This window comes from Ruegeria sp. YTSC002 (assembly GCF_059609845.1).
The window spans coordinates 1-11,282 of the sequence record NZ_JBXWML010000024.1 but is presented as its reverse complement, the minus strand read 5'-3'; the positions used below and the strand labels follow the sequence as shown (position 1 = coordinate 11,282).

Genomic DNA, 11,282 nt, shown 5'->3' with positions numbered 1-11,282 from the left:
GGCTGACATCAAGCCGGGCAACGCAATGCCGTTCTCGGGCATGCCCATCGGTACCATCGTCCACAACATCGAGATGAAGCCTGGCAAAGGCGGTCAGATCGCACGTGCGGCCGGTACTTACGCTCAGTTCGTTGGTCGCGATGGCGGCTACGCTCAGATCCGTCTGAGCTCGGGCGAGCTGCGCATGGTCCGTCAGGAATGCATGGCCACCGTCGGTGCCGTGTCCAACCCCGACAACAGCAACCAGAACCTCGGTAAAGCCGGTCGTATGCGCCACAAGGGCGTGCGCCCGTCGGTTCGTGGTGTTGCAATGAACCCGATCGATCACCCGCACGGTGGTGGTGAAGGTCGTACCTCGGGTGGCCGTACGCCGGTTACGCCTTGGGGTAAGGACACCAAGGGTAAGCGTACCCGCAACAAGAACAAAGCGTCCCAGAAGCTGATCATCCGCTCGCGGCACGCCAAGAAGAAGGGACGTTAATCCATGTCTCGCTCTGTTTGGAAGGGTCCTTTCGTCGATGCTTACGTGCTTAAAAAAGCCGAAGCAGCGCGCGAATCGGGCCGCAACGAAGTCATCAAGATCTGGTCGCGTCGTTCCACCATTCTGCCCCAGTTCGTGGGTCTGACCTTTGGTGTGTACAATGGCCAGAAGCATATCCCGGTAAACGTCACGGAAGACATGATCGGTCAGAAGTTCGGTGAGTACTCGCCGACCCGGACCTATTATGGTCACGCCGCAGACAAAAAAGCGAAGCGGAAGTAAGTCATGGGCAAGGAAAAGAACCCCCGCCGCGTGGCTGAAAACGAAGCAATGGCGAAAACCCGCATGCTTCGCACCAGCCCGCAGAAACTGAACCTGGTTGCGCAAATGATCCGCGGCAAGAAAGTTGAAAAGGCTCTGACCGACCTGACTTTCTCGAACAAGCGTGTCGCGCAGGACGTCAAGAAGTGCCTGCAATCCGCAATCGCGAATGCCGAAAACAACCACAACCTGGACGTCGATGAGCTGATCGTCGCCGAAGCATGGGTTGGTAAAAACCTGGTCATGAAGCGCGGTCGTCCGCGTGCCCGTGGCCGTTTCGGCAAGATCATGAAGCCGTTCTCGGAGATCACCATCAAGGTGCGTCAAGTTGAGGAGCAAGCCTAATGGGACATAAAGTCAATCCGATCGGCATGCGCCTTCAGGTCAACCGCACCTGGGACAGCCGCTGGTACGCTGACACCAAGGATTACGGTGATCTTCTGCTGGAAGACATCAAGATCCGTGAGTTCATTCAGAAAGAGTGCAAGCAGGCCGGTGTTGCACGTGTGATCATCGAACGTCCGCACAAGAAGTGCCGCGTCACGATCCACACCGCACGTCCGGGTGTCATCATCGGCAAGAAAGGTGCAGACATCGAAGTTCTGCGCAAAAAGCTTGCTGGTATGACCGACAGCGAACTGCACCTGAACATCGTCGAAGTGCGCAAGCCCGAGCTTGACGCGCAGCTGGTTGCCGAGTCGATCGCTCAGCAGCTGGAACGTCGTGTTTCGTTCCGTCGCGCAATGAAGCGCTCGGTTCAGAACGCCATGCGCATGGGCGCCCTGGGTATCCGGGTGAACGTCGCTGGTCGTCTGGGCGGCGCCGAAATCGCACGGACCGAATGGTATCGCGAAGGCCGCGTGCCTCTGCATACCCTGCGTGCCGACATCGATTACGCACATGCCGAAGCGATGACTCCTTACGGGATCATCGGGATCAAGGTCTGGATCTTCAAAGGTGAGATCATGGAGCACGATCCGCAGGCACGTGACCGTAAAGCACAGGAACTCCAGGACGGCCCTGCACCTCGTGGTGCTGGTGGCGGTCGTCGCTAAGGAGGGAAAGATATGCTTCAACCAAAGCGTACTAAATTCCGCAAGATGCACAAAGGCCGGATCAAGGGCGAAGCCAAGGGCGGCTCTGATCTGAACTTTGGCACCTACGGTCTGAAAGCCCTGCAACCCGAGCGCGTCACCGCACGTCAGATCGAAGCTGCACGTCGTGCCATGACCCGTCACATGAAACGTCAGGGTCGTGTCTGGATCCGTATCTTCCCCGACACTCCGGTCACTGCAAAGCCGATCGAAGTTCGTATGGGTAAAGGTAAGGGTTCGGTGGACCGCTGGGTTTGCAAGGTCAAGCCCGGTCGCGTGATGTTCGAGATCGACGGCGTCAATGACGACATCGCCCGTGAGGCCCTGCGCCTGGCCGCGATGAAGCTGCCGATCAAGACCCGCGTCGTAGTTCGCGAAGACTGGTAAGCGATCCGGGAATTTCCCCGTTCGTGACAAAACTGACCCCCGTCGGGAAACCGGCGGGGGTTTTCATTCGGGGGCGCTGCCCCCGCCGCGGCAAGCCGCGACTCCCCCGGGATATTTATAGCCAGATGAAATTCGGACCCCCCCTGCTTCATCTGGCAAAAAATATCCCGGAGCGCGAGGCAGAGCCTCGCAAAAGACCCATCGCAATCGTGACGAGGCTGCGTTAAGAGGGCGCTATGGCACAGATTGAATCACTCTTTGTTACCCGTCTCTATCGCGCAGCTTTGTCCGAGTTCGGTCCCGAGATCGATGCGGAAGAGTTGGAAAACTCGTGTTTTGTCATCGCCGAAGATGACGAGGCCGGGCAGCAATGGTGTGAGGAAAACGGCTATCCCGGCTATACCAGCTATGCCTCACTAACCGATCTGCCTTGGCGGTTCCCTATCTTTGCCGATCTGGTGAAGGTACTGGATCAGCACGTTGCCGCTTTTGCCAGGGATCTGGAGTTCGATCTGGGCGAAGGCGAGTTGAAGCTAGAAGACCTTTGGATCAACATCCTGCCCGAGGGTGGCATGCATTCCAGCCACCTGCACCCGCACAGCGTGATATCGGGCACGACCTATGTGGCGATGCCCGAAGGGGCCAGTGCGCTGAAACTGGAAGACCCCCGCTCAGGCCGCATGATGGCCGCGCCAACGCGTCTGAAAGGTGGGCGGCGCGATTTGCAGCCGTTCATCTATATGAAGCCGCAGGTGGGCGACGTCCTGCTGTGGGAAAGCTGGTTGCGCCACGAGGTGCCGATGAACATGGCCGAGGACGAGCGGATCAGTGTCAGCTTCAACTACAAGTGGGAGTGAGCCCCGGTTCATGACACACGGGTCACCCCAGTGAAGCGATTGCGAGACGAACGGACGGTGCCCATTCAGGTCACGATTCGCAAGAAGTTACCGATAGACCTTGCAATATGCGCCGACATGGCCCATGTGGACCACGCAGACGTTTTTCTATTTCGACCACTGTCTCCCGTTATTCGGCGTTCAGTCTCTCGATCCAGACCGACTACGCCGCGCTGTCGCAATTCCGCGGACAGCAATTTTTTAGGAGACTACGGATATGGCCAATGGCACCGTAAAATGGTTCAACACAACTAAAGGTTTTGGCTTCATCGCACCGGAGACCGGTGGCAAAGACGTGTTTGTACACATCTCTGCTGTCGAGCGCTCGGGGCTGACCGGCCTGGCTGACGACCAGAAAGTAACATTCGACATCGAACCCGGCCGTGACGGTCGTGAGTCGGCTGTGAACATCGCTCTGGCGTAAGTCACACAGACTTAGACAGTTGAAGACGCGGTCTCGTGCAAACGAGGCCGCGTTTTGTGTTTGTGGGGAAATCGGGCCGTACTCAACTACGCCGCTACTCCACTCTAAAACAGCGGTTGCAGACACTTGTTGCCAATTGACTAGGTAGCTGAATGGAATACCAGCTTGCGACTTCATCGATAAAGCGTAAAAAAGGGAAGGAGCTATAAGTATTTAGTATTTGAGGACAGGTGGCGTATTGCACGCAAGTTTGGTGTCACCGATTTTGTTGAATCAGGATGAGCAAGCCGTCTACGCGGTCAAAGCATGCGTTCTACCAACGCTTACGGATGCGATTTTGATTTTGATTTTCGCGCCGACACCAATGATGTTTCCATGGCTTGTTATTCATTTCGCTTTTCGAAGAACCTATTACGTCATCACTACGCAAAGAGTTCTCGTGTTGGATGCGGGTAGTGTAATCGGCGAGGCGCGTTTGAGTGACATCGACAGAATCCGTGGGTCACGTTCTGCTTTGATGTTGATGGGTGCGGACACTAGATTGTGGTTTCCACGCCTTCCAGATGCCTGGCATTTTGAAGGAATCATTACTCGGGTTATGGCTAAAGTGGGTCACAGAAAGTAGTGGGCGAATGCCCACGCTCACACACCCGCCAAACTTCCTCTTGCCACCCACTGCTGAACCCCCTATAGAGCGGCATCTTGCGTTCCCCCGGCTGAGTCGGGGGATTCGTATGTCTATCATTCATCCACCAGGTCAAAGGTGACCCGTGTACGGGGCCTTCTGGTGTTTTGAGCAAAGGAAAAAGGCGATGAACGCCCAAGAACTGCGTGACAAGACCCCGGACCAGCTCCGCGAGGAACTGGCCAACCTGAAGAAAGAAAGCTTTAACCTGCGCTTTCAACAGGCAACCGGTCAGCTGGAAAATACGGCTGGTATCAAAGCGGCCCGCCGCAATGCTGCCCGCGTCAAAACCATTCTGAACGAAAAGGCCGCTGCCGCGGCATCGGAGGAGTAATCCTATGCCCAAGCGTATCCTGTCCGGAGTAGTAACCAGCGACGCCAACGAGCAGACCGTGACTGTTTCGGTTGAACGCCGTTTCAAGCACCCGCTGCTGCACAAAACCGTTCGTAAGTCCAAGAAATACCGGGCTCATGACGAAAAGAACGCCTTCAAGGTCGGCGACACCGTACGCATCATCGAATGCGCGCCGAAATCGAAGACGAAACGTTGGGAGGTTCTGGAGGCGTAAGCCCCCAGGCCTTTCCATTTGTCGAAACCCTGGGGGAATTAACAAGACCAGCCCCCACAGGTCGGGAGAAACCACATGATCCAGATGCAGACCAATCTGGATGTCGCTGACAACTCCGGCGCTCGCCGAGTTCAGTGCATCAAGGTCCTGGGTGGTTCCAAGCGTAAATACGCCTCCGTCGGCGACATCATTGTCGTCTCGGTGAAGGAAGCCATCCCACGCGGCCGCGTAAAGAAAGGGGACGTCCGCAAGGCCGTCGTCGTACGCACCGCCAAGGAAGTCCGTCGTGAAGACGGCACCGCGATCCGCTTCGATCGCAACGCCGCCGTCATCCTGAACAACAACAACGAGCCGATCGGTACCCGTATCTTTGGCCCCGTTGTTCGCGAACTGCGCGGCAAGAACTTCATGAAAATCATCTCGCTGGCTCCGGAGGTGCTGTAATCATGGCTGCTAAACTCCGCAAAGGCGACAAGGTCGTCGTGCTGGCCGGCAAGGACAAGGGCAAAGAGGGCACCATTTCCTCGGTTGACCCCAAAGCCGGCAAAGCTGTTGTCGATGGCATCAACATCGCCATCCGTCACACCCGCCAGTCGCAGAACTCGCAAGGTGGTCGTCTGCCTCAGGCAAACCCGATCGACCTGTCGAACCTGGCACTGCTGGACAAGAACGGCAAAGCGACCCGCGTCGGCTTCCGCATGGAAGGTGACAAGAAGGTCCGCTTCGCCAAGACCACAGGGGACGTGATCGATGCTTGATAACGCAACCTACACCCCGCGTCTGAAAACTCAGTACGTTGAAACCATCCGTGCCGCTCTGAAAGAAGAGTTCGGTTACAAGAACGACATGCAGCTGCCCAAGCTGGACAAGATCGTTCTGAACATCGGTTGTGGTGCCGAGGCTGTCAAAGACTCGAAGAAAGCGAAAGCTGCTGTCGAGGATCTGACTGCGATTGCCGGTCAAAAGGCCGTTGCAACCAAGGCGAAGAAGTCGATCGCGGGCTTCCGCGTCCGTGAAGACATGCCGCTGGGCGCGAAAGTGACCCTGCGCGGTGACCGGATGTACGAATTCCTGGATCGTCTGATCACCATCGCGCTGCCACGCGTTCGTGACTTCCGCGGTGTAAAGCCTGCTTTCGATGGTCAGGGCAACTTTGCCATGGGCATGAAAGAGCACATCGTGTTCCCGGAAATCGATTTCGACAAGGTCGACGAAGTCTGGGGCATGGATATCGTAATTGCCACCACAGCGAAAACCGACGCTGAAGCAAAGGCACTGTTGAAAGCTTTCAACATGCCGTTCAACGCATAAGCGCCGGGAGGATTGAGACATGGCTAAAAAAGCAATGATCGAACGCGAAAAGAAGCGCGAACGCCTGGTGGCCAAATATGCCGCGAAGCGTGCCGAGCTGAAAGAAATCGCGAATGACGAGAGCAAGCCGATGGAAGAGCGCTTCAAGGCGCGTCTGAAACTGGCGAAACTGCCGCGCAACAGCTCGGCTACCCGTCTGCACAACCGTTGTCAGCTGACCGGTCGTCCCCACGCTTACTACCGTAAGCTGAAGGTCAGCCGTATCGCGCTGCGCGAGCTGGGTTCTGCTGGTCAGATCCCCGGCATGGTGAAATCGAGCTGGTAAGGGAGACATAGATATGAATGATCCTATCGGCGATATGCTCACCCGTATCCGCAACGCGCAAATGCGCGGCAAGTCCACCGTTTCCACCCCGGCTTCCAAGCTGCGCGGCTGGGTTCTGGACGTGCTGGCGGACGAAGGCTACATCCGTGGCTATGAAAAGACGACCGGTGAAAACGGTCATCCGGCCATCGAAATCAGCCTGAAATACTACGAAGGCACCCCTGTTATTCGTGAACTGAAGCGGGTCTCGAAGCCCGGCCGTCGCGTATACATGGGCGTCAATGACATCCCGCAGGTCCGTCAGGGTCTGGGTGTGTCGATTGTCAGCACTCCGAAAGGTGTGATGTCGGACGCAAATGCTCGCTCCAACAATGTTGGCGGCGAAGTGCTCTGCACCGTCTTCTAGAGGGAGGTCTGCAATGTCTCGTATTGGTAAAAAGCCGGTCGAGCTGCCCAGCGGCGTTTCCGCCACTGTGTCGGGTCAGACCATCGAAGTGAAAGGTCCGAAAGGCACCCGCAGCTTTACCGCCACCGACGACGTAACGCTGTCGGTTGAAGACAACGTGGTCAAGATCGACCCCCGCGGCATGTCCAAACGTGCTCGCCAGCAGTGGGGCATGAGCCGCACCATGGTTGCCAACCTGGTAACCGGTGTGACGACCGGCTTCAAAAAAGAGCTGGAGATCCAGGGTGTTGGTTACCGGGCTCAGATGCAGGGCAACACCCTGAAGCTGAACCTGGGCTACAGCCACGATGTTGATTTCACTGCTCCGGAAGGTGTCACCATCACCGCGCCGAAGCAGACCGAGATCGTTGTGGAAGGTATCGACCAGCAGCTGGTGGGCGAAACCGCGGCCAAAATCCGCGAGTGGCGCCGCCCCGAGCCTTACAAAGGCAAAGGCATCCGCTACAAGGGCGAGTTCATCTTCCGCAAGGAAGGCAAGAAGAAGTAAGGACGAACACAATGGCAAACAGCAAAAGAACCCTGTTTCTGAAGCGCCGCCTGCGCGTTCGGAACAAACTTCGCAAGGTCAACGCGGGTCGTCCGCGTCTGTCCGTGCACCGGTCGAACAAGAACATTTCTGTTCAGCTGATCGACGACGTGCGTGGCGTGACCCTGGCCTCGGCCTCGACCCTGGAAAAGGATCTGGGCGTTGTTGGCAAAAACAACATCGATGCGGCGACCAAAGTCGGCGCGGCCATCGCAGAGCGTGCCAAGAAGGCAGGCGTCGAAGAGGCCTATTTCGATCGTGGTGGCTTCCTGTTCCACGGCAAGGTGAAGGCACTGGCCGACGCTGCGCGTGAAGGTGGTCTGAAGATCTAAGACCAAGCGCATCCCGAAAAGTGGGAACCGGTTTTCGGGTCAAGATGCGCAATGCCAAAGATTGCGGGCGGGTTTCGATCCGCCCCGATGATCCGGGGGCCTCGGCAACAGTCGGGGCTCACTTGGATTGAAGTAACGGTGCCGAGAGCGCCATATGAGAAAAGGGATGCCAAATGGCAGAACGTGATAACCGCCGGGGACGTGGTCGTGACCGCGACGAAACTCCGGAATTCGCAGATCGCCTGGTTGCGATCAACCGTGTGTCGAAAACCGTAAAAGGTGGTAAGCGCTTTGGCTTCGCCGCTCTGGTGGTTGTCGGCGATCAGAAAGGCCGCGTGGGCTTTGGCAAAGGTAAAGCGAAAGAAGTACCTGAAGCCATCCGCAAGGCGACCGAACAAGCCAAGCGTCAGATGATCCGCGTGCAACTGCGCGAAGGTCGGACCCTGCACCACGATATCGAAGGCCGTCACGGCGCCGGTAAAGTGGTTATGCGCACCGCACCTGAAGGTACCGGTATCATCGCCGGTGGTCCGATGCGTGCCGTGTTCGAAATGCTGGGCGTCAAGGACGTTGTGTCCAAGTCGCTGGGCTCGCAGAACCCGTACAACATGATCCGCGCCACCATCAACGGCCTGCAAAAAGAGCAGAGCCCGCGTTCGGTTGCCGCACGTCGTGGTAAAAAAGTTGCCGACATCCTGCCCAAGCGGGACGAAGCACCGGCTGCTGAAGCAGAAGCGTAAGGAGAGCGACCCATGGCAAAAACCATCGTCGTCAAGCAGATCGGTTCCCCGATCCGCCGCCCCGCCGAACAGCGCGCAACCCTGATCGGCCTGGGCCTGAACAAGATGCACAAAACCCGCGAACTGGAAGATACCCCTTCGGTCCGCGGTATGATCAACAAGATCCCGCATCTGGTAGAGATCGTCGAAGAGCGCGGCTAAGCGCAATACCTTCGAAGAACATGAAACGCCTCCGATCAATGCGGGGGCGTTTTTTCTTGTGGTTAACTGCATCTGACCTATCGTTTTGATCAGGGTCAGGCTGCTTTGGGTTCACTCAAACCGAACGCATGTTTTTGATTATCAATCTCATGGCATTCATGAATTGCGCGCGCTCAGCTTCGTTCAATACCTGTAGGGCATCAGCATTCACGCTCATAGCGGCCTCGTAGGCGCTGTCACGAAGCGCGGCTGCCTTCCGGGTCAGCCAGATCAATTGAGCTCTGGCATCAGAGGGATTCTTTGTTCTTTTGATCAATCCGTCGCGCTCCATACGATTGAGCGTGTTGGCTAGGGTCGCCTGTTCGACATCGATTTTTCCAAGAAGATCTTTTTGCGTCACTCCGTCTTTGACCCAAAGCTCCAGCAAGATCGGGAATTGCCCGACAACGATACCTAACGGCGCAATGCGCTGCTGCAATTTTTTCGCAAACAATCGCGCCATGTGATTGACCAGGTATCCGGCCGAGTTCTCTTTTTCAAAGTCCATGTCTCAGATTTACACTTGAATAGCACGCTATGCAATTTTATATAGCTTGCTATGTTATAGAATCGAAGGGAAGCGAAATGGCTCGTATCGAAGAGTTGGACAAGACCGTCTCACTGGCGGACCAAATGCAGAACGAGGAAGGGCCGGTGGTTCTGATCAACCTGTTCACGGTGGACGCGGAAGACGAAAAAGCACTGCTTGAGGCATGGTCACATGATGCAGATTTCATGAAAGCCCAGCCAGGATACATCTCCACCCAGCTCCATCAGGGCATCGCGGGCAGTTCAACCTTTGTGAACTACGCGATCTGGCAGGACGTCAAAAGCTTTCGCGACGCGTTCACCCATCCTGAGTTCCAACGTCGGATTGCCGACTACCCGGAAAGCGCAGTGGCCCGGCCACATCTTCTTAGAAAACTCGCAGTCGAAAACCACTGCGTCGCCTGAAACTAAAACCGGAGCAGCCCCATGGTAAGAGCCATACACCCCATCGCCGGACTCATCGGATTTCTTACAATCCTCGTGTTCTGGACATCCACCTTGTACAGCGAGTTGTTTGCGACCCATGCGACCGTCACCGCAGTAAAATCCATGATCGTCAGTGGTCTCTTTGTTCTGGTGCCGGCGATGGTGATTGTCGGCGCGTCCGGCATGTCTCTTGGACGTCGCCGCAAAGATGCCCCGGCGATTGCAAAGAAGAAGCGGATGCCAATCATAGCGATGAACGGGCTTCTTATCCTCGTTCCCGCCGCCATCTACCTCAGCGTAAAAGCAAACGCGGGATCCTTTGACGCCAGTTTCTATGCTGTGCAGGTCATCGAACTGATTGCAGGCGCAACCAATCTGATACTGATGGGGCTGAGCATTCGTGACGGCCGGGCAATGACGGCACGCAAAAAAAATGCGCGTAAGACGTGAAAGCAACACTTGACTGCAATGGGTCAGCGAAATGTACAGCCATTCAATAGATGCATATCGGCTAGACCAAAAGTTCCGTTGTTAGCGGTATCAAACACACCTATCTCAGCCTTGTCCAAACAAGGAACACACAAGGAAACGTCAGGGAATTCGCCCTGATTTGAGAAAGGAACACAGAAATGACAACCGCTACACTGACACATACCGGCTTCAACTTCGGCACCCGGATCAAGGACATGATCGAACGGATCAAAACGGCGCGCGCCCGTGCCGCTGAGTATCAGCGCACCTATTCCGAGTTGCAGCGCCTGAGCAACCGTGAGTTGGACGATATTGGCATCCGCCGCTGCGACATCGCAGATATCGCGCATAAGCACGTTTACTGCTCATAATCGCGGACGATCCGCAGCAAGATACAAAGGCGCCAAACGGCGCCTTTTCTGTTTCCGAGAGAAGCCCGCAGAACGCCCATAGATCGCCTGAGCGCCCCTCGCTGCCGAAGAACGCAACCCCTATTGTATGACGCTAATATCGGGCCTATGCCCCCTGCTGGATGTCAAGGGGGACCTATGGCGCCATCTCAAAGCTCGTGGCTCGACCGAACATGGCAAGCCCGCAAGATGCGTGTGCGCTCTGCTTGCCGGCCAGAGGCCACCTGGCCCAATGGCCGCCTGCGGCAGCTGCTGGCGCATGACACGGGCCGAAACCACTTGAAACGCACGGTGTCCGGATTGGCATTGCACACTTGAACAGGTTGATCAGGTGGTTTTTCTTCTCCGCCTTTACCCGTGCACTGCATTGGGCTGAGCAGGCAATGCCCTGCGGGCGATTCTCAGTTCAACGGGCAGCAGAAAAGGGGACGTGGCCGGTGCATGAAACCTGGGGATACGCCGGTGCAGATCAGCCCTTGCGTGTTCCAAAACCGCACCTGACGTCCAGCCGTCTTTGCGGCGATCAAAGGTTTCGCGCTTAACCGTCGGCCTGCATCTCGATGTTGTGGACGATGGTACCGATGGGCATGCCCGAGAACGGCATTGCGTTGCCCCGCTTGATGTCAGCT

The 11,282-nt window shown here is 56.4% G+C and carries 22 protein-coding genes; 21 read left to right on the top strand and 1 reads right to left on the bottom strand.

The features are described 5' to 3' along the window. From rplB to rpmD, 18 genes are all read left to right on the top strand, one after another. The coding region (rplB, locus tag AC2FFD_RS21995) for a 50S ribosomal protein L2 (protein ID WP_496874145.1) at window positions 1–481 on the top strand (481 nt) is incomplete at its 5' end. A 3-nt stretch (window positions 482–484) separates the two neighbouring features. Further along, window positions 485–763: a 30S ribosomal protein S19 gene (rpsS, locus tag AC2FFD_RS21990; RefSeq protein WP_068348022.1), complete on the top strand. Its 279-nt coding sequence runs from the start codon at window positions 485–487 to the stop codon at window positions 761–763. Window positions 764–766: 3 nt separating this feature from the next. After that, the gene (rplV, locus tag AC2FFD_RS21985) at window positions 767–1,147 is read left to right on the top strand and encodes a 50S ribosomal protein L22 (RefSeq protein ID WP_039538267.1); all 381 of its coding nucleotides are present in this window, start codon (window positions 767–769) and stop codon (window positions 1,145–1,147) included. Then, window positions 1,147–1,857, top strand: a complete 711-nt coding sequence (gene rpsC, locus AC2FFD_RS21980) for a 30S ribosomal protein S3 (protein ID WP_117872244.1) — start codon at window positions 1,147–1,149, stop codon at window positions 1,855–1,857. Before rplV ends, rpsC begins: the two co-directional genes overlap by 1 nt. A 12-nt stretch (window positions 1,858–1,869) precedes the next feature. Further along, entirely contained in the window at window positions 1,870–2,283 is a 414-nt protein-coding gene (rplP, locus tag AC2FFD_RS21975; RefSeq protein ID WP_117872242.1) for a 50S ribosomal protein L16, read from the top strand. A 236-nt stretch (window positions 2,284–2,519) separates the two neighbouring features. Then, window positions 2,520–3,140, top strand: a complete 621-nt coding sequence (locus AC2FFD_RS21970) for a 2OG-Fe(II) oxygenase family protein (protein WP_496874144.1) — start codon at window positions 2,520–2,522, stop codon at window positions 3,138–3,140. Window positions 3,141–3,396: 256 nt separating this feature from the next. Then, a complete protein-coding gene (locus AC2FFD_RS21965; protein WP_010437077.1) occupies window positions 3,397–3,603 on the top strand; it encodes a cold-shock protein in 207 nt (68 codons plus the stop codon). 812 nt (window positions 3,604–4,415) lie between these two features. Next, the gene (rpmC, locus tag AC2FFD_RS21960) at window positions 4,416–4,622 is read left to right on the top strand and encodes a 50S ribosomal protein L29 (RefSeq protein ID WP_010437082.1); all 207 of its coding nucleotides are present in this window, start codon (window positions 4,416–4,418) and stop codon (window positions 4,620–4,622) included. Window positions 4,623–4,626: 4 nt separating this feature from the next. Then, a complete protein-coding gene (gene rpsQ, locus AC2FFD_RS21955) occupies window positions 4,627–4,857 on the top strand; it encodes a 30S ribosomal protein S17 (protein ID WP_152459158.1) in 231 nt (76 codons plus the stop codon). A gap of 75 nt (window positions 4,858–4,932) precedes the next feature. Further along, window positions 4,933–5,301: a 50S ribosomal protein L14 gene (gene rplN / locus AC2FFD_RS21950; RefSeq protein ID WP_039523372.1), complete on the top strand. Its 369-nt coding sequence runs from the start codon at window positions 4,933–4,935 to the stop codon at window positions 5,299–5,301. Between the two features lie 2 nt (window positions 5,302–5,303). Continuing rightward, a complete protein-coding gene (gene rplX, locus AC2FFD_RS21945) occupies window positions 5,304–5,615 on the top strand; it encodes a 50S ribosomal protein L24 (protein WP_152459159.1) in 312 nt (103 codons plus the stop codon). After that, window positions 5,608–6,168, top strand: a complete 561-nt coding sequence (gene rplE / locus AC2FFD_RS21940; RefSeq protein ID WP_170347646.1) for a 50S ribosomal protein L5 — start codon at window positions 5,608–5,610, stop codon at window positions 6,166–6,168. Before rplX ends, rplE begins: the two co-directional genes overlap by 8 nt. Before the next feature lie 19 nt (window positions 6,169–6,187). Then, complete coding sequence (gene rpsN / locus AC2FFD_RS21935) at window positions 6,188–6,493, top strand: 30S ribosomal protein S14 (protein ID WP_010437098.1); 306 nt, start codon at window positions 6,188–6,190, stop codon at window positions 6,491–6,493. Window positions 6,494–6,506: 13 nt separating this feature from the next. Continuing rightward, window positions 6,507–6,899 (top strand): 30S ribosomal protein S8, encoded by a 393-nt coding sequence (gene rpsH, locus AC2FFD_RS21930; protein ID WP_068340741.1) that lies wholly within the window; start codon window positions 6,507–6,509, stop codon window positions 6,897–6,899. A gap of 13 nt (window positions 6,900–6,912) precedes the next feature. Next, window positions 6,913–7,446 carry a 50S ribosomal protein L6 gene (rplF, locus tag AC2FFD_RS21925; RefSeq protein ID WP_170347645.1) on the top strand — a complete coding sequence of 178 codons (534 nt, stop codon included), beginning with the start codon at window positions 6,913–6,915 and terminating at the stop codon, window positions 7,444–7,446. An 11-nt stretch (window positions 7,447–7,457) separates the two neighbouring features. Next, window positions 7,458–7,817: a 50S ribosomal protein L18 gene (gene rplR, locus AC2FFD_RS21920; RefSeq protein WP_152459162.1), complete on the top strand. Its 360-nt coding sequence runs from the start codon at window positions 7,458–7,460 to the stop codon at window positions 7,815–7,817. Between the two features lie 173 nt (window positions 7,818–7,990). Next, window positions 7,991–8,557 carry a 30S ribosomal protein S5 gene (gene rpsE / locus AC2FFD_RS21915; RefSeq protein WP_170347644.1) on the top strand — a complete coding sequence of 189 codons (567 nt, stop codon included), beginning with the start codon at window positions 7,991–7,993 and terminating at the stop codon, window positions 8,555–8,557. Between the two features lie 12 nt (window positions 8,558–8,569). Continuing rightward, window positions 8,570–8,758, top strand: a complete 189-nt coding sequence (rpmD, locus tag AC2FFD_RS21910; RefSeq protein WP_005621828.1) for a 50S ribosomal protein L30 — start codon at window positions 8,570–8,572, stop codon at window positions 8,756–8,758. A 115-nt stretch (window positions 8,759–8,873) separates the two neighbouring features. Here rpmD and AC2FFD_RS21905 read toward each other — a convergent pair whose 3' ends face one another. Continuing rightward, on the bottom strand, window positions 8,874–9,305 hold the full coding sequence (locus AC2FFD_RS21905) for a MarR family winged helix-turn-helix transcriptional regulator (protein ID WP_170347643.1): 432 nt from the start codon (window positions 9,303–9,305) through the stop codon (window positions 8,874–8,876). A 77-nt stretch (window positions 9,306–9,382) separates the two neighbouring features. Here AC2FFD_RS21905 and AC2FFD_RS21900 point away from each other — a divergent pair, with 77 nt between their 5' ends. The 3 genes from AC2FFD_RS21900 to AC2FFD_RS21890 all read left to right on the top strand — a co-directional run bounded on the left by AC2FFD_RS21900 (window position 9,383) and on the right by AC2FFD_RS21890 (window position 10,614). Continuing rightward, window positions 9,383–9,751 (top strand): antibiotic biosynthesis monooxygenase family protein, encoded by a 369-nt coding sequence (locus AC2FFD_RS21900; protein WP_170347642.1) that lies wholly within the window; start codon window positions 9,383–9,385, stop codon window positions 9,749–9,751. 21 nt (window positions 9,752–9,772) lie between these two features. Then, the gene (locus AC2FFD_RS21895) at window positions 9,773–10,222 is read left to right on the top strand and encodes a hypothetical protein (protein ID WP_480686138.1); all 450 of its coding nucleotides are present in this window, start codon (window positions 9,773–9,775) and stop codon (window positions 10,220–10,222) included. Between the two features lie 179 nt (window positions 10,223–10,401). After that, window positions 10,402–10,614, top strand: coding sequence for a DUF1127 domain-containing protein (locus tag AC2FFD_RS21890; protein WP_170347640.1), 213 nt, complete (start codon window positions 10,402–10,404; stop codon window positions 10,612–10,614). Window positions 10,615–11,282: the final 668 nt, after the last annotated feature.

Bases quoted from the DNA above. Each gene is read 5' to 3' on its own strand.
- rpsS (WP_068348022.1), top strand. From the start codon at position 485: ATGTCTCGCTCTGTTTGGAAGGGTCCTTTCGTCGATGCTTACGTGCTT.
- rplV (WP_039538267.1), top strand. From the start codon at position 767: ATGGGCAAGGAAAAGAACCCCCGCCGCGTGGCTGAAAACGAAGCAATG.
- rpsC (WP_117872244.1), top strand. From the start codon at position 1,147: ATGGGACATAAAGTCAATCCGATCGGCATGCGCCTTCAGGTCAACCGC.
- rplP (WP_117872242.1), top strand. From the start codon at position 1,870: ATGCTTCAACCAAAGCGTACTAAATTCCGCAAGATGCACAAAGGCCGG.
- AC2FFD_RS21970 (WP_496874144.1), top strand. From the start codon at position 2,520: ATGGCACAGATTGAATCACTCTTTGTTACCCGTCTCTATCGCGCAGCT.
- AC2FFD_RS21965 (WP_010437077.1), top strand. From the start codon at position 3,397: ATGGCCAATGGCACCGTAAAATGGTTCAACACAACTAAAGGTTTTGGC.
- rpmC (WP_010437082.1), top strand. From the start codon at position 4,416: ATGAACGCCCAAGAACTGCGTGACAAGACCCCGGACCAGCTCCGCGAG.
- rpsQ (WP_152459158.1), top strand. From the start codon at position 4,627: ATGCCCAAGCGTATCCTGTCCGGAGTAGTAACCAGCGACGCCAACGAG.
- rplN (WP_039523372.1), top strand. From the start codon at position 4,933: ATGATCCAGATGCAGACCAATCTGGATGTCGCTGACAACTCCGGCGCT.
- rplX (WP_152459159.1), top strand. From the start codon at position 5,304: ATGGCTGCTAAACTCCGCAAAGGCGACAAGGTCGTCGTGCTGGCCGGC.
- rplE (WP_170347646.1), top strand. From the start codon at position 5,608: ATGCTTGATAACGCAACCTACACCCCGCGTCTGAAAACTCAGTACGTT.
- rpsN (WP_010437098.1), top strand. From the start codon at position 6,188: ATGGCTAAAAAAGCAATGATCGAACGCGAAAAGAAGCGCGAACGCCTG.
- rpsH (WP_068340741.1), top strand. From the start codon at position 6,507: ATGAATGATCCTATCGGCGATATGCTCACCCGTATCCGCAACGCGCAA.
- rplF (WP_170347645.1), top strand. From the start codon at position 6,913: ATGTCTCGTATTGGTAAAAAGCCGGTCGAGCTGCCCAGCGGCGTTTCC.
- rplR (WP_152459162.1), top strand. From the start codon at position 7,458: ATGGCAAACAGCAAAAGAACCCTGTTTCTGAAGCGCCGCCTGCGCGTT.
- rpsE (WP_170347644.1), top strand. From the start codon at position 7,991: ATGGCAGAACGTGATAACCGCCGGGGACGTGGTCGTGACCGCGACGAA.
- rpmD (WP_005621828.1), top strand. From the start codon at position 8,570: ATGGCAAAAACCATCGTCGTCAAGCAGATCGGTTCCCCGATCCGCCGC.
- AC2FFD_RS21905 (WP_170347643.1), bottom strand. From the start codon at position 9,305: ATGGACTTTGAAAAAGAGAACTCGGCCGGATACCTGGTCAATCACATG.
- AC2FFD_RS21900 (WP_170347642.1), top strand. From the start codon at position 9,383: ATGGCTCGTATCGAAGAGTTGGACAAGACCGTCTCACTGGCGGACCAA.
- AC2FFD_RS21895 (WP_480686138.1), top strand. From the start codon at position 9,773: ATGGTAAGAGCCATACACCCCATCGCCGGACTCATCGGATTTCTTACA.
- AC2FFD_RS21890 (WP_170347640.1), top strand. From the start codon at position 10,402: ATGACAACCGCTACACTGACACATACCGGCTTCAACTTCGGCACCCGG.